This window comes from Salmonella sp. HY31 (genome assembly GCF_042604575.1).
GTDB classification, from domain to species: Bacteria; Pseudomonadota; Gammaproteobacteria; order Enterobacterales; family Enterobacteriaceae; genus Salmonella; species Salmonella diarizonae.
This window is the reverse complement of sequence record NZ_CP170479.1, coordinates 777663-794537: the sequence shown is the minus strand read 5'-3', so window position 1 is coordinate 794537 and position 16875 is coordinate 777663. Positions and strand designations below refer to the sequence as shown.

Sequence of the window (16875 nt, the reverse complement as noted above, 5' to 3'; positions counted from 1 at the left end):
TGTTTCCAGTGGGACGTAAATGGGCAAATATTGTTGCTAAAAAAACGGCTAAAGACGGTGCAACGTCTAAAGTATATGCAAAATTTGGTGTAGAAATCTATGCTGCGGCTAAACAAGGTGAACCAGACCCGGAATCAAACTCAGCTTTAAAATTCGTTATTGAACGTGCGAAACAGGCACAGGTTCCAAAACATGTTATTGATAAAGCTATTGATAAAGCCAAAGGTGGCGGAGATGAAACGTTCGTGCAAGGGCGTTATGAAGGCTTTGGACCAAATGGTTCAATGGTTATCGCTGAAACGTTGACGTCTAATGTTAACCGTACGATTGCTAATATCCGCACAATTTTTAATAAAAAAGGCGGGAATATCGGAGCGGCAGGTGCTGTCAGCTATATGTTTGACAATACTGGAGTGATTGTATTTAAAGGAACAGACCCTGACCATATTTTTGAAATTTTGCTTGATGCTGAAGTTGATGTTCGTGATGTAACCGAAGAAGAAGGAAACATCGTTATTTATACTGAAGCTACAGACCTGCACAAAGGAATCGCAGCGCTAAAAGCAGCTGGAATTACTGAATTTTCAACAACAGAATTAGAAATGATTGCTCAATCAGAAGTTGAACTTTCACCAGAAGATTTAGAAATCTTTGAAGGACTTGTTGATGCCCTTGAAGATGATGATGATGTGCAAAAAGTATATCATAACGTTGCAAACCTCTAATTATAAATTAAACAAATCTGTCTCTATGGCAGATTTGTTTAATTTATAAAGCTGTTATAAAAAAGTCTATCTGGCCAGATATATAAATTTTTAAATTTATGTGTCTTATCACGACCTGATCTGACACATAGCCTTAAAAGGCTGAGAGTTACCGGTTTTGATATGGTGTCAAATCCTTATATAAAACATGAGGTAATTTTCATGCTTCATACGACGAATCCCGTCAGCAAGCTAAGCAAAAGCCAGCAATATCGGGCTACTTACAATCTCCCGTGCTCTTTAAGGTGCCGCGCCTTATAAATTCTGCTTGTGCTCATGATGGCTCATCTGAAGCTCTCGCGTCGCTTGACTACAGGTGTGACTCCACCAGCGCGCTACAGACCATAGTGCGAGAACCGTGGCCGATTACTTTGATGCCTTTGATGTGATTCTGTTTTTAACAGATAACGTATACCATACTCAAAATAACAGCCCCAGATCAATGCCCTCCTCTGAACACCTCCCTCTTGTGCCATTCCACAAACCGTTCACCCGGATAATTTTCTTTCATCTGCGGCAACGCGATCTCTTTCCCCGCAAAATCCCAGAACAGCCGCTGTACCACCCCGCCACCATTCACCGCGTCGGAAACCACCACGCGCATATTTTCATCCAGACCAATCGAACCACGATCGAACGCTTTATGATGAATTGCGCACAACGCCAGGCCATTAGGTACTTCACAAGGACCATGATGCTGCTTCCATCTGATATGGGCTGCTTCAAGGGCTATAGGGGCGTTGTCGTGGCGCATATTGAAGCCGCAGACCGCACATTGATAATTGTAAGCTCGTAGCACCGCCTGGCGGAACTTCGGATCGCGTTGCCTGAGAGAGGTGCGAATACCAAAACCCATCTCGTCAGCGATGTCTTCCTGAATACTGGTCGGAAAATGCGCCTCAAGGATCTGCTGCGCCAACGCGTCGATTAGCTTACGTTTTTTTGTTACCAGCGCGAAATTGTCGACATCAAACCCACCAGCGACATTATATTCAATGAGTTCGCGCTTGGGCGGCTGGCGGCTACCACTTGTTGAGCAGAATTCCGCGTTTTGCAATTCCCAGAAACCATCGCCCTTCAGACGCCAGAACGGCATATCCGGGCGCTGCTCACGGCGCTGTGGCCCATAGCGCTCCAGCAAATCCAGCAATTGCTCATGAATTTCAGAAGCATAATCAAATAGACGATCGTGACCCTGCCGATAGTGCGAGAGGACATATAACAGCAATAACGGCTTATGCGGCGCTCGCTGTTCGCCTTTGCGCCAAATAGTAATATTTGATATCGCTTGCTTTAGGGTTTTGTCAGAGGTCATTACGTTGAAGAATCCATGAGCACATAGTTGCGATGATGCTCGCAACTATATGTACATTCAAGACATTATTGCAGACATACTTTTTGTCTGTCGGCTCTGTACTGGCAGTTAGCATTCTGATAACAACGGAAAAAACATAGCGCTCAACCGAGAAAGGTAGATAACTTCTGGATTTTAGGCATAAAAAAGACCTCAGTTGAGGTCCATTTATATGCTCCTGGTGCGAAGGCCGGACTCACATTTTCGTCTAATTAATTGAAAAATAATGGGTTGTTAGGATTTATTTTGGGGATTTGCCCCCAGAATGGGACATAAATTTGAATACTGAGTGGAAGATCACAAAGTTGCGTGATTATCACTCATCGACAATTCCTATCCTAACCCTAAATTGCCTCATCAGCTCTCCACACCACACGTGATTTCGGTTACGGGCCAAAAATCAGTCCACTTTCGTAACTGCGTTAAGTTTTCGCGCAACTCTTGCTCCGCCTTATGCAGATCATTTTGATTATTTTGTAGCAGCTGTCGGCGGGTGGTTTCATCGAACAAGATTCTCAAAGACTCAATAATGGTACTTTTTCCAGCGTTAGTTTCGCCAAAAAAAGCAAGGGTAAACTTGTCCCATTCGGCATGTTGCTGTAGATAAGCCAATTTCTGATTGAAAGTATCCTGCAGAATCAGTAGTTGCGCCGTCATCGCATTAAGCTGCTTTTTGCCATCTTCGTTTTCAACATGAAGCCCTGCAATATCAGCTAATGTTTGCTCAATGTTACGCCCTACGTCGGCATAAAGCCGGTTGAAGTCCTCAGCGATATTCATTTTTAATCTCATTAATGTTCTATTTTCACCGGTTTGCTCAGATACATAGTCTTCCCGGCAGGCTTGTGCAGCATTACTTAACTTGAAGGCAATCTTAGCGTTGAAGAAAAAGCAAAACCACTTCAATTGCAAGGAGATACTGACCGGGTTATCACGTATCAACTTTTGCATCAGATATCGGCCTGTAAGGGTTAAAATGATAAGATCGGCATCGCTTAATCCGCATGGTGCTCACCTGAGGGCATCTAAGACTCAGCGGTTCAGAGGACACATTGACATGCTAACGCAGTGGACCATAAATATTGATTTCAGCTTCAGGAAACAAGGGCGAGCTTAGATGATTGGTACAACTCCCTACCATGCTAAATATTTTGCGCATGAGCTTTCTATCCTCCATTCAAACAATGGCGTGGATCGTCTTTCTCAGTCATTGTTTGATGCCAGCGTTGATCTCAACCCTCACCAAATTGAGGCTGCGTTATTTGCTATAGAGAATCCTTTAAGTAAAGGCGTGGTACTTGCCGATGAAGTCGGCTTGGGTAAAACCATCGAAGCGGGATTAGTACTTTGCCAATACTGGGCAGAAAGGAAGCGAAAACTACTGATCATCTGCCCAGCATCTTTACGTCGGCAGTGGGCAAGTGAACTAATTGAGAAATTCAACTTACCTTCACAGGTATTGGATGCAAAGACTTTCAGCCAGCTGCAAAAAGAAGGTGTCTATAACCCTCTAAATAACAAATCGATAACAATAATGTCCTTCCACTATGCAGCCAAGTTAGAAGAGAAGCTGGTAGCTGAAATGTGGGATCTAGTGGTAATTGACGAAGCTCATAAACTCCGGAATGCACACCGCGACAGTAACAAGATGGGACAAGCATTAAAACGCGCGCTTTATGGCCGGAAAAAATTGTTATTGACGGCAACGCCTTTGCAGAATTCGCTAATGGAACTGTACGGCATATCGACACTTATTGATGAGCACACTTTCGGCGCCCCTAAGGCTTTCAGAAAGCAATATATGCAGACAGACAGTGATATGGTGGAGCTGAAAGGGAGACTGTCGCACTTTATCAAACGAACATTACGTAAGAATGTACTCGAGTACGTCAAGTATACGGAACGTAAAGCCATCACAATCCCATTCTATCCAAGTGAACAAGAGCATGAACTCTATGAGCGTGTTCAAAATCTGCTGGAACGTGAGGATAGCTACGCGCTGCCTAAGCGACACAGACATCTGACAGGGCTTATTCTCAGAAAACTGCTTTCGTCGAGTACGAAAGCAGTTTTGAATAACTTACAGATACTTAAGATTCGTCTTGAGAAACTAAAGCAGAAAGGCATCGTTGAAGATGAGCTAGATATCATTCAGCAGATTATTGTTGATGATGATCTTGAAGATGACATCGTTGAAGATGACGAAATATTAAGCACTGATACAGAGCGCAAAACAATCGATCTAGCTTTACTTCAGGCTGAAATCAATGAACTTGAGACCCTCATCTTCAAAGCTGAACAAATTGGTGTTGATACTAAAACAAAGGAGTTACTCCTTGGCCTGGAGCAAGGTTTTGCACAGCTTGCAGAAATGGGGGCAGCAAAAAAAGTCATCATCTTTACAGAATCGATGAGAACTCAGCAATATCTTGCTCACTTCTTAGAAAATCATGGTTATCTGGGTAGAGTGGTTACTTTTAGTGGTACCAACAACACGCCGCAGACAAACCAAATTTATCAGCAATGGCTTGAAGAATATCGTGGTTCTTCTCGCATCACAGGTTCGGCGCAGATTGATAAACGTTCGGCATTGATCGACCATTTCAAAGATCATGCTGAAATTATGATCGCTACTGAAGCAGCAGCGGAAGGGGTTAACCTGCAATTCTGCTCGTTGCTGATTAATTACGATTTGCCATGGAACCCTCAACGCATTGAACAAAGAATTGGTCGTTGCCATCGTTACGGGCAAGAGTTTGATGTGGTGGTTATTAACTTCCTTAACCAAAGAAATCAAGCAGATCAACGTGTTCTGGAATTGTTGACTGAGAAATTCAATCTTTTCGATGGTGTGTTTGGGGCATCAGACAGTGTTTTGGGCAGCATTGAAAACGGCGTAGACTTTGAAAAAAAAATTCAGTCCATTTATGAGTCATGTCGGACACCTGAAGAGATTGAGGCCGCCTTTGATAAACTGCGAAAAGAGCTTGAAGACGAAATTAACCTCAAGATGCAAAAGACTCAAGAGCAGCTACTCGAGCATTTTGATGAAGATATTCACGATGTGCTAAAGATCAGGCTTGATGAAACACAAGAGCGCTTAGATAAGGTTGGCCGCTGGTTTTGGGCGGTGACACATTACCAACTTAAACATTGTGCCAATTTTGATCATGAGCATCACCGTTTCACATTGTGCGAGCCAGTCAATGGGTTACCAGTAGGGCAGTATCAATTACTACGCAGAAGTGTTAACCAAAAAAGTGAGTTACAAAGGCAAGAACATCATAGTCTTGCGTATCGCATCAACCATCCTCTCGGTGAGTATGTGATCGATAACGCCAAAAAGCTAGATACGGAGATGGCAGAAGTCATCTTCAATTACAGTGACCATGCAACGAAAGTTTCCGTTGCTGAGCAACTAAAAGGACAGGCGGGTTGGTTGACGCTGAACTTGCTTACTGTAGATGCGTTTAACACACAGCAGTTTTTAGTCTTTACGACAAAGACCGATCGCGGGCAAATAATAGACGGTGAAGCATGCAAGCGGTTGTTTCAGATTGCTGCAACAACAGGCGATAGAGAAAGTATGTCTGCAGAGGCGAACACATTGCCCGATGACCTGCTCTTACTCAAAAAGAGACAAATCGATACCCAACTTGCTGAAGTCATGGAGCAGAACAATGCCCTCTTTGAACTAGAAAGAGATAAGCTGGAAAAATGGGCAGAGGATGTGATGTATGCTGCGGAAGAAGCGTTACGCGATACGAAAATGCAAATCAAGTCTTTGAAGAGAGATGCAAGACTGGCACAATCCATTGAAGAACAAAAACAAAACCAGGAAAGACTAAAACAACTGGAGCGACAACAGAAGCGCCAGCGAATGGAGATTTTTGATATTGAAGATGAAATATCAGACAAACGAGACCTGTTGATCAGTGCCCTTGAAGAGAGAATGAAGCAGAAAACAGAGATCGCAGAATTGTTTACCATTCGCTGGAAAGTTATTTAATTGATTTATAAGAGAAAACAATGAGTAAATACAACGAATTAGTTAAGAAACTTAAAGAAATTTTTCAGATTGATCGACCAGAGTTGGATTTCGGCATTTACCGCATTTTGAATGCCCGCGCGGATGAAATTAATGATTATCTTGAGAATAAACTGAAGATTAAAATTCAGTCTGCACTTGCTGATGCAGAAAACGCTAACAAAGCAGACTTAGAACAACAGTTACATCTCGCAATCAAAGCGGCAACAGATGCTGGTTTTGAATCAGATGAAAGCCCAAAAGTTCAAGAAATTCAAAAGAAATTGTCTACTATAACCTCTGGAGCCAGTGAGCACGAAAATGCAGTTTTCTCCCACTTGCTTACTTTTTTCTCACGTTATTACGACAATGGTGACTTCATTAGCAAGCGTCGTTATAAAGGAAATACTTACGCTATCCCATATGCAGGTGAAGAAGTCATGCTGTATTGGGCAAATAAAGATCAGTATTATATTAAAAGCGGTGAAAATTTTGCCAACTATTCGTTTAAATTAGCCGATGGCCGAAAAGTTAGCTTCAAATTACTTGCAGCAGATACGGCAAAAGATAACCGTAAAGATAATGATTTAGATCGCTGCTTTGTTCTTATTGAGCCTCATGTACGTACTAAATTTGATGATGAAGGTGAAGAATACGAACAAGAATATAAACCAGTCGAAGTTATTAAAACTTCATCGATTGTTGATGGCAAATCCATTGACACAGAAGAATTAATTATTCATTTTGAATACAAAGCGATGAAGAAAGGGACCAAGCAAGAGATATTAGTCCAGTCAGCTATTTCAAAAATTCTTTCAGACAATAATGTCCAGCAGCATTGGGTTGACCTTGCTAAACGAGTACCGACAGAAAAGAATCCGATGCGTACGGAGTTAGAACGTCATCTTACTACCTATACTCAGCGTAATACCGCAGACTACTTTATACACAAAGATCTTGGGGGGTTCTTGACTAATGAACTTGATTTTTATATTAAAAATGAAGTCATGAACCTTGATAATTTACAAAATGCAGAAATCTTTTCAAATATCGAAAAACAACTGCGCATGATCCAGTGCCTGCGTTCAGTTGCACTTGAATTAATTGCGTTTTTAGCACAAATTGAAAATTTTCAGAAAAAGCTATGGAACAAGAAGAAATTTATTGTTTCATCTAATTATACCGTAACATTAGACATTTTAAGTGAAGAACTTAAAGCTGAGGCTTTATCAAATAAAAATCAAATTGAAAGATGGAAAGAATTAGGATTCATCACAGATGATACTTGCTCTCATCTTCAATGCCTACCAGTTGACACAGAATTATTTGATGATAGATTAAAAGAGAAAATTATTAATTCCATCGAGAATTTAGATGCCAAAATTGATCATATTTTAATTAATGGTGATAATTTTCAGGCTTTAAGATTAATAAAAAACAAATATGCAAATCGCATTGACTCAATCTATATCGATCCTCCTTACAACACTAATGCCTCAGAAATTCTTTATAAGAATGGTTTCAAACATAGCGCCTGGAATACTTTAATTGAAAATAGAGTATCTGAAGGTTATCAACTACTCTCTGAAAGAGGGATTCAGGTTTTTACTATTGATGATTACGAACTTGAAAACAGTATTTTTATAAACAATGAGATATTCGGTGCCGAAAACCACTTAGCTACTGTACCAATCCGAAATAATCCACAAGGTCGTTCCACGGTATCAGGTTTCTCTATTAATCATGAGTATGCAATTTTCCACAGAAAAACGGACCTTGTAGAATCTGTCGGACGTTTACCAAGAAATGACACTCAAAATCAACGTTATAATGAAACGGATGAAAACGGTCTAAAATATTTATGGGAAAACTTTCGGAAAACTGGCACAGACTCAAGTAGAAAGGATAGACCAAAACAATTTTACCCAATAGTTCTCTCTGGTAATAAAATATTTATACCGGAAATGTATTGGAATGATGAAAATGATGAGTGGGATTATGATCTATCTCAGTATCATTCAAATGATATAATTTTCCCTATTGACTCAACAGGCACAGAGCGAGTCTGGAAATGGGGAGTTGATAGAGCCAAGAAGGAAATTGCACATCTTAAATGCGAAATTGTGCGTGGTCGTTATGAGGTTTATCGTAGAAATTATATAAATGATGATGGCAAATTGCCAGGAACGTGGTGGGATGATTCTGCTTATGCAGCTGGTTCTCATGGTACTAATCTTCTATCGTCCATGTTTACCCGAGATAGATTGTTTTTATTTCCTAAATCATTTAAAGCAGTAATTGACAGCTTGAAAGTTGCTGGTGCACATAAAGAAAGCCTCATTTTAGATTATTTTGCTGGTTCTGCTAGTACAGGTCATGCAGTAATAGCAATGAATGATGATGATAATGGTTCAAGACGTTCAATACTTATTGAGCAAGGTGACTATTTTGATATTATAACTAAGCCTAGAATGTTGAAATGTATATTCTCTTCTCAATGGAAAGATGGGAAGGCAACCCAAATTCGCAATAAATCATGCATCATTAAAACCATTAAAATCGAGAGTTACGAGGATGCTCTGAATAACATTTCATTAAAAAATAAAAATCGAGATATTTTTGAAGATGCATCATCAAATGTCAAAAACAATTATTTGATAAATTATATGTTACAAGAGGAAAGTAAAAACTCTTTAATCAACACGGATAGCTTTCAGAATCCATTCAAATATAAAATGGACATTGCTATGGATTCCGCAGGGGCAACTGAACCTCGATGCATCGATTTAATCGAAACGTTCAATTATCTTATTGGGTTACATGTGAAATCTATTGAATCCAACGTTGAGCGGGGCTATGTACGAATAGAAGGAACACTACCAACAGGTGAACGTACGCTAATCCTGTGGCGCGACTGTGATAAAATCGGCTATGAAGAATTAAATAAATATGCTAACCGTTTTGATTTATATGCAAAAGAAAAAACGTTTGATGTTATTTACATCAATGGCGATCACAACCTACCAACTGCATATACAGTTGATGAAGAAGACAGTGAAATCGTCCGTAGTTTGAAAATTCGCCAGATCGAACCTGAGTTCCTAAACTTAATGTTTGCTGAGGAGGTTTAAGAATGGCTAAGAAACCCACTACCGGAAAAGCCGTCAAAAAGCAGACTAACAGCAAATTAAGTTTTCATAAGCAGCTGGTTTTAAATCGCTTTATGTTCCGTTTTTTTAAAGACGGTACACTGCATGGTTTGAAAATCCGTTTAGGTGAAGACCGATTTGAAGGTATTCATGAAGATGGCCAAAGCCTGTTCTTCCATGAGTTAAGTAACTACTTATTCGAGGTCGATCTCATCGACCTCGATGAATTACGTCGCTACGATCTTAATATTGTTAAGCACTGGCAACAAATAACAGAGCATCGTAATCTTAAAGAAGATACTGTATTGAATATGAAATATTTTCAATACCTGTCTCTTTTGTTTACTGAGATCTATCTCGATTGGTACTTCAATCGTAAACAAGAATTACTTGATGGTCTTAACAGTGAACTCAATATATACAATGCTGAAAATAATGAAACAGCAAAGGATAGAGCTAATCAGTTTAAATCATACATCCTGGATGATTTGAATAAACTGGCATACTGGAATGCTACAGGTTCCGGTAAAACATTGTTATTACATGTAAATATTTTACAGTACCTACATTACTATCAGAATGGTAATACTCATCATTATCCTGATAAAATCATCCTGCTTACGCCAGACGAACGTCTTTCACAACAACACTTGGATGAGTTGTATAATTCTGGCTTTTCCCACATTCAGTTGTTTGATAAGAACAAATCAGCTCCGTTTAAAGGTACCGTTGAAGTTATTGATATCAATAAACTTGCTGATGACATGGGTGATAAAACCGTTGCTGTTGAGGCATTTGAAGGCAACAATCTGGTTCTAATTGATGAAGGTCATAAAGGAACAGGGACTGCTGCTGGTGCCTGGATGCGTCGTCGCGACAAATTAACACGAGACGGTTTTGCATTCGAATACTCGGCTACTTTTGGACAAGCAGTATCTGGCGGAAATAATGTTGAAGCTGTCGAAGCCGAAATCAAAAAGAAAAAAGCAAAATTACTCTTTGAGACAACTGCATTAGGAAAACTGACTGCTGAGCAGTTAGAAAAATTAGAGCTGACCTCAGAGGAATTACGTGATGCGCGTATTCAGGCCACAAGAGAAGTTTATGGTAAATCAATTCTATTCGACTATTCCTATAAATTTTTCTATGAAGATGGCTATGGAAAAGAGTCTCTGATTCTTAACCTTAATCCCAATGAAGATAAAAAAGATGAGCGTCGCTACGAATACTTCACTGCTTGTTTACTCAGTTTTTACCAGCAACAATATTTATTCAATAAGAATAAAGATAAGTTAGGCGAATTCAACATTGAAAAACCATTATGGGTCTTTGTTGGCAACACTGTTAGTGGTGAAGACTCGGATATTCACGCAGTACTGCGTTTTTTAGCATGGTTTTTAAACAATGAAGTACAAGCAAAATCATGGATTCGGGATCTTGTTGAAAATAAAGCCAGAATTCTGGATACCAAAGATCGTAACATCTTTGAAAAACGCTTCACTGCTCTAATAAATGGACCGGAAGATATCTATTTGGATATCCTTGCTCGCCTGTTTAATACCACACATTCAGGTCAGCGGTTAAGAGTATTAAATTTGATCGGAAGTAAAGGTGAACTTGCATTACAGGTCGGTGAAGCAGAACCTTTTGGTTTGATCAATATTGGCGATTCACCCTCTCTTTATAAAATGTGCGAGGAAGATACGACGTTCGATTATCAAAGAGACGATTTTGCCAAGTCTCTGTTCCATACGTTGAACGATAAAGATTCCCAACTACATATCTTAATTGGGTCCCGAAAATTTACTGAGGGCTGGAGCAGTTGGCGCGTATCAACTATGGGTCTACTCAATATGGGGCGTGGGGAAGGCTCACAGATTATTCAGCTTTTTGGTCGCGGGGTACGCCTGAAAGGTCGCAACTATTCTTTAAAAAGAAGCACACCAGGAGAACGTCCTAAAGGACTGCATCTGGAGAAATTAGAGACACTGAATATTTTCGGTGTTCGTGCTGACTATATGGCAACATTTAAACAATATCTCGAAGACGAAGGAATAACGCCAAGTGATGAGATCCTAGAGCTAAATTTTGAAACTCGGCCAAACATGCCTAATACAAAGCTTAAAACACTTAAGCTCAAAGATGGCTACAAGGATAATCAAAAAAACGGCTTCAAGCGTGTTTACTTTCCTGAGCTTTATGAGGTTCCTGCTGAACTGCAAGGCAAGATAAAGCATCCACACATCAAACTCGATTTATATCCTAAACTTGAGTCGATTGATACGAGCAGGAAGGGTGACAATACACCTGTTAATGTCAGAAACGAGGCTAAATTAGATTATAAAGTAATCAGTGCGTTTGATTTTGATCGTCTTTATCTCGCTATTCAGGCCTATAAACTACAGCGTGGATGGTCAAATTTACGTCTGGATAAACAACGGTTGATCGATTTTTGCCTTGGAAAGGCGAATATCGCAAACAATTGGTACACGCTTTCGATTCCGGCATCGGAGCTCGAAATTAAGCAGTATTCCGATATTGCTAAGCAAGAAGATATTATGCTTCGCCTTCTGACTGATTATACCGACCGCTTTTATAATGCATTAAAGAATGCTTATGAAGGTCAATTCTATGAAATAACTCAAGTCAATGAAGACGATCCATGCATGATCAAAATGTATCACTTTGAAATTGAAGAGTCTGATGATGGTCTGGATTATACAAAGCGACTTGAGCAATTGCAGCAAATCGTCGCTCAAGGTGATATTGGTAAAGCTAAATCCTGGAACGCTCCCGGCATGATTGCTGTAACCTTCGACAAGCATCTATATTATCCTCTTCTTTCAATTGAGAAAAATGCTGATTTACCGCTAAAAATGCGTCCAACCGCCTTTGATGCACCGAGCGAAATTACCTTCATTAAGGATTTACAAGAATTTATTGAAACACCAAAAGGTCAAAAAACCATCGGCAATAAGAGCTTATACTTGTTGCGCAATGCTGATTCCAAAGCTAAAGGCTTAGGTTTCGCTACTGCGGGTAACTTCTATCCTGACTTTTTATTGTGGCTAGTTGATGATGAAAGTGGGAAGCAATGGTTAAGCCTGATTGATCCAAAAGGTATTAGAAATCTGAATCTTGACGATGCTAAATTTGGCTTGTACAAGGAAATAAAAGAGCTTGAGAAGAAATTATCTGATGATAAATTAAGTCTAAGTGCGTTTATTGTTTCTGAAACTCGTTTCGTTGATTTAATAAATGTATCCGAACCTAAAGATAAAATTGAAGAACGTAACGTACTCTTTCTAGAGGATACTGGTTCTATTTATCTGGAGAAGCTTTTCAAAAAGATGGTTGCTTAACAACCATTCTTCTTGCCCCATTTCTTATTTAAGATATGGGGCAAGCATCACAACCAATGTGCAGGAACTTCTAAATCGAAAGCTCGTGATACATGATTCAGTGTGTTCATTATTTCAGCATACCTGGATTGATCTATAGGCTGACCAGCCTTTCGCAGCTCAAGTAGTTTTTGCAACTCCGGGAGAGAGAACATTTCTAATTTATAAAAATTACTCCACGTTGCTTGACCAAAAAGATTATAAATAGTTTCCGTACTATCTCTTTCACTAGCAAGCCTTTTCTCACCCGAGATTTTAGTTAATGCATCCTCTGCTTCATCTTTATCTTCGTAAGTGTTTAGTAATTTCATTATAATACTCATGTTTATAATAACAATCTGCAGAATATACCATAATTCAATATATCCTTTCAATATTAAACATGTTGCATCAAATATAACCAGTAAAAATAGCCATCCGAAAAAGATGGCTTAATAAAAACAATTACCTAAACCTGACGCCTCTCAAGGCTATTGTAAATTGCCTCAATCTCACCCTTCAGGTTATCACCGCAATAAACCATCGATGTATCGTATCGTTCATATCGCGCTTCACGTGTCGCACTAAACCAGTTGAATGATCCCACGCACAGCAAACCATCATCACCAATAACAATTTTGCTATGAACACGATTGACCAGTTTTGTCGCAATACCCAGCGCATTAAGTTTCTCCAGCGCCGCTTTAAGGTTCTGTTGCTTCTCTTTTCGCTTCTCAAAATCATTATGTTCAGTGTTGTAGCTTCTGTCAGTGACTACCGTGACGTTAATACCACGTGAACACGCCGCAATCATGGAATCAAGAAAACCGGTTTGCTCCAGCTTTTGCCAGGTCAGCCATGGAGAAACTATCGTGATGTGTTTACCGGTATTTTCAAACGTCTGATTCAGGAAATTATCATGCTGCTCCACACCATGGAGTGTGTAGATTTTGGTCTCGGCAGTTTTTAAATCCTTACGCTCTTTATAATCAAAAGAGAGCGCATTCTTCTCTGACTCAAAGAGATATTTTGCCAGTAATCCCCGCGGAGATGAGGCTGGCTGGATCTCAAACAGGTCCATATCGCCGAAGACCAGGAAACTGTCCTTAGCTCGGGAGACAGCAACGTTCAGCATGCTGTTATCGCTATCAATAAACGTGCCGTCTTCATGCTTTGAATAGACTGGCGAGAATATAACAATCGCTCTTTCCGCCCCCTGAAGAGAATGCACAGTGCCTACTGTAAGCGACTTTTCATTCGCGCCTGCGCTGATGCCTTGTTTATCCAGCGCCTGTTTGATGGTCGATACCTGCGCACTAAAAGGCGTCACGATACCGACAACTTCATGAAGCGATTTACCATAATGCGCTTCAATACTTTGCTGGTTATCTGTCAGCCAGGCCGCTATCGTTTCAGCCTCCAGCAAATTATATCGGCTTCCGCTACTTGCCAGCTCTCCTTTACCATCAATATGGAGATAACCCATTGCGGGCATTAAATTGCTCTCTTCACCCCCTCTTTTAGGCAACAACTTACCGTGATAGCAAAGCGTATTGCAGTATCCAATAATATTATCGAAGCACCGGCGGTGTTCATATAAGTACATGCCACGTGCCAGTTCGGGATCATATTGATAGCGTGAAGCACACTGCGCTATTTTCATGACGCTGCCAGATGCGGCGCTTTTACCAAGCTCTGCGATTGCCGTATATTTCTCAGTAATCTCTTCTTGCGTACTGCCTGACAGAATTTTCTCCGCCAGCATGTTACCTATATCAATAGCGGGAGTAATACTCCATATTGGCGGGATCTGTTCCGTATCACCAATCACTAATGCCTTTTTAGCTAAGGCAAACGAGGCAGCAGCCACTTCAGGAAGCACCTGCCCGGCTTCATCGACAATGAGTAAATCGGCAAAATCATATAAATAGCTTCTCTCGAATTTACGTTGTCCTTTGTGTTCACTTATCTGCATATTGCCGGGCAACATATAGCAGGTCATGACCACGCATGGGGTAAGCTTCATTCGGCGTTGCCAGCGAGCTGTTACCCCTTTAGCACCTTTCTTGCCCTTTTCTTTCTGCAGATCATCGATCTTGGCCATATCCATCAACCAACGACCTTCCCAGTAGTGGGTCGCCAGTAAGAATGCAGGGAAGCGGATTTGCGTATCAGCCAGTTCATCTGCCTGTGAGAAGCTCAGTTCCTCGTCGCCCTCATGCCCTAAATCAAGTGCCAGCCTCTGCCATTCCTGAGCCGCCTGCTGTTCTTTAAGAACGATTTCATGCGCGGAGTCAATCTGCTGCCGGTAGGTTGTTTGCTCGCGCTCGGCGGAATTAAGTAACCTATCGATATTATGTTCGATGGTTTCAGAATCAGACCACTGATTTCCCGCAATCAGCGCACCTAATTTATCTTCGAGAAACCGTTGTATTTGGTACTGCCGCTTACTGCGAACTGCAGGTAGCCATGAAAATAATGAATAGATCAGTGATTCACTGGCGCGATATTTTTTCCATTCCGCTTTAGCACTCTTCAGTAGAGTGACTTTTTGTTCTTGCCCGGAAAATAATTTATTTAAATTATCGAGATATTGCTCAATGTCGTTAGCAATAAGCTCTCGCGCTGCCCGAACCTGGCTTAACGCTTGCCATGCTGCGTTCAGCCTTACCAATTGTTCGGATTTTGCTACTAACTGACCATGCAGGAATTCAATGACCTTTTCAGGGGAAGAACACTCTTTTTCAGGAAAGGCTGCCTTAGCTTTCTCCAGATAAAACAGCAATGCATCCTCTACATACTCTTTTGACTCAACCTGGTTGAAGAAATCTTCAGTTTGATATTTTTTGGCTGCCTCGGCTTTACGAGTGCTTGAGGGGAAATAAGCGCCGAAGCTTTTCAGATCTGGCAACCATCGTCCGGCCATTGCACCAGTGCCCTGGGAAAAATCTTTCCCGAACGCCTCGATAATATTGGTTACAGCCTGGTTATTCGTTGAAGTCGAGATAATAACCGGAGGTTCTACTTTTTCGAGAGCCGCTCGGGCCCACTGCGTGGCGATGATAGAAAGCACCAGCGTGGTTTTTCCGGTTCCCGGGGGACCATTAACGGCAAGGATATCGCCATGCCTCGCATCCAGAAAATGGCTTAAGGCATCGCGCTGAGCCTTTGCCAGCGGAAACTTATCCCCGGAGTGTCCAAGCCTGTCGCTGAATTTTGCTTCGGGAGGAAGTAATGACTCTGCAGCATAAACCTCTCGCGAGGCGAAACGATTGAAGAGCGGCACATCCTTTTTGCAAACAAGCAGGTGATCATAAAGCGAAAGGATATGGAAACTGGCACCGCCAGATTGCGCCGTTTTAACAATATAACCGTGCTCAGCGAGTTCATATTGCTCGGGATTTTTAATCCAGTCGCCGACAACGTTCTTCAGTAGCTTCTCTGAATCATCCAGATATTGACGCCAATCCTGCTGCCAGGCTGCATATCGTGCTTCTCGTTCTTCATCTGTTTCGGCGGTCCTATCAACACTGTCATCAAAGTTGATAGAGAATGAGGTATGTGTCGTTTTATATTTATCATACTGCCCAATCTCACCAATTGAAAATGCCCCTTTTGGCAAAGGTTCAAGCAGGTCTCTGGGAATGGAGGTCGCTGGCGTCGGATATAAAAAACCTTCACGGCTCAACAGGGCTGGCGTCACTATCGGGGTAACAATATCAGGCGCACCAGCGGAATGGTCCTTTCCACGCTGCAGTAACCGGAAATAAACCTTTGGCCGCAAGATGACATCGACTGTTTCGACGTCGTCTTTTTCTCCCTCAAAAAATTTACCGACGATCGTTTCGTCAAGACGTCCCGCCGCTATCCCATGCCAGTGAGTGAAATTTTTGGCATCTTTGCGTTCAAAACTGCCCTTTCCTGACTCAGCATCTGCCAGCGAATTGCGCCAGTATGAGGCAAACCCTAAAGCATTGTCATCCATTACCAGTCCTATGTTTCAATGAAACCCATTGATTTATCGAATATAAAATCACCGTATGGATAACTATTGTCCACGTTGAAAGGCTGGCTGCAATGTTTTGTTCACGCTTCGATAAAAATACTCAGGTTATACGGAGTTCAGAAAACGACCATATCATGCTGCATGTCACATAAAAGCGTTATAATTGAACCAGCGGTTGCACAGCACGCTCCAGAA

8 protein-coding genes are annotated in these 16875 nt (G+C 41.2%); 4 read left to right on the top strand and 4 right to left on the bottom strand.

Features of this window, described 5'->3' with window-relative positions; genetic code table 11:
* Positions 1-8: 8 nt before the first annotated feature.
* Positions 9-725, top strand: a complete 717-nt coding sequence (locus ACE15A_RS03680; RefSeq protein WP_000532939.1) for a YebC/PmpR family DNA-binding transcriptional regulator — start codon at positions 9-11, stop codon at positions 723-725.
* A gap of 478 nt (positions 726-1203) precedes the next feature.
* Here ACE15A_RS03680 and ACE15A_RS03675 read toward each other — a convergent pair whose 3' ends face one another.
* Together ACE15A_RS03675 and ACE15A_RS03670 are read right to left on the bottom strand one after the other, a co-directional pair.
* A complete protein-coding gene (locus ACE15A_RS03675; RefSeq protein WP_053507651.1) occupies positions 1204-2079 on the bottom strand; it encodes a phosphorothioated DNA-binding restriction endonuclease in 876 nt (291 codons plus the stop codon).
* A gap of 396 nt (positions 2080-2475) precedes the next feature.
* Positions 2476-3069: a hypothetical protein gene (locus tag ACE15A_RS03670; protein ID WP_226302609.1), complete on the bottom strand. Its 594-nt coding sequence runs from the start codon at positions 3067-3069 to the stop codon at positions 2476-2478.
* Between the two features lie 166 nt (positions 3070-3235).
* Between ACE15A_RS03670 and ACE15A_RS03665 the strand changes: the two genes are divergently transcribed.
* Genes ACE15A_RS03665 through ACE15A_RS03655 form a run of 3 tightly spaced genes read left to right on the top strand, consistent with a single transcriptional unit; the run spans position 3236 to position 12656 of the window.
* Positions 3236-6127: an SNF2-related protein gene (locus ACE15A_RS03665; RefSeq protein ID WP_053507652.1), complete on the top strand. Its 2892-nt coding sequence runs from the start codon at positions 3236-3238 to the stop codon at positions 6125-6127.
* A 20-nt stretch (positions 6128-6147) separates the two neighbouring features.
* Complete coding sequence (locus ACE15A_RS03660; RefSeq protein ID WP_129382361.1) at positions 6148-9276, top strand: site-specific DNA-methyltransferase; 3129 nt, start codon at positions 6148-6150, stop codon at positions 9274-9276.
* Positions 9277-9278: 2 nt separating this feature from the next.
* The gene (locus ACE15A_RS03655; protein ID WP_053507653.1) at positions 9279-12656 is read left to right on the top strand and encodes a DEAD/DEAH box helicase family protein; all 3378 of its coding nucleotides are present in this window, start codon (positions 9279-9281) and stop codon (positions 12654-12656) included.
* 47 nt (positions 12657-12703) lie between these two features.
* Here the strand turns inward: ACE15A_RS03655 and ACE15A_RS03650 are convergent, their stop codons facing one another.
* The gene (locus ACE15A_RS03650; protein WP_053507654.1) at positions 12704-13006 is read right to left on the bottom strand and encodes a hypothetical protein; all 303 of its coding nucleotides are present in this window, start codon (positions 13004-13006) and stop codon (positions 12704-12706) included.
* 137 nt (positions 13007-13143) lie between these two features.
* The gene (locus ACE15A_RS03645) at positions 13144-16659 is read right to left on the bottom strand and encodes an AAA domain-containing protein (protein ID WP_053507655.1); all 3516 of its coding nucleotides are present in this window, start codon (positions 16657-16659) and stop codon (positions 13144-13146) included.
* Positions 16660-16875: the final 216 nt, after the last annotated feature.

What these genes read in the sequence shown, in the direction of transcription:
- ACE15A_RS03675 (WP_053507651.1), bottom strand. Translation starts at nt 2,079, where the DNA reads ATGACCTCTGACAAAACCCTAAAGCAAGCGATATCAAATATTACTATT.
- ACE15A_RS03645 (WP_053507655.1), bottom strand. Translation starts at nt 16,659, where the DNA reads ATGGATGACAATGCTTTAGGGTTTGCCTCATACTGGCGCAATTCGCTG.
- ACE15A_RS03670 (WP_226302609.1), bottom strand. Translation starts at nt 3,069, where the DNA reads ATGCAAAAGTTGATACGTGATAACCCGGTCAGTATCTCCTTGCAATTG.
- ACE15A_RS03665 (WP_053507652.1), top strand. Translation starts at nt 3,236, where the DNA reads ATGATTGGTACAACTCCCTACCATGCTAAATATTTTGCGCATGAGCTT.
- ACE15A_RS03655 (WP_053507653.1), top strand. Translation starts at nt 9,279, where the DNA reads ATGGCTAAGAAACCCACTACCGGAAAAGCCGTCAAAAAGCAGACTAAC.
- ACE15A_RS03660 (WP_129382361.1), top strand. Translation starts at nt 6,148, where the DNA reads ATGAGTAAATACAACGAATTAGTTAAGAAACTTAAAGAAATTTTTCAG.
- ACE15A_RS03650 (WP_053507654.1), bottom strand. Translation starts at nt 13,006, where the DNA reads ATGAAATTACTAAACACTTACGAAGATAAAGATGAAGCAGAGGATGCA.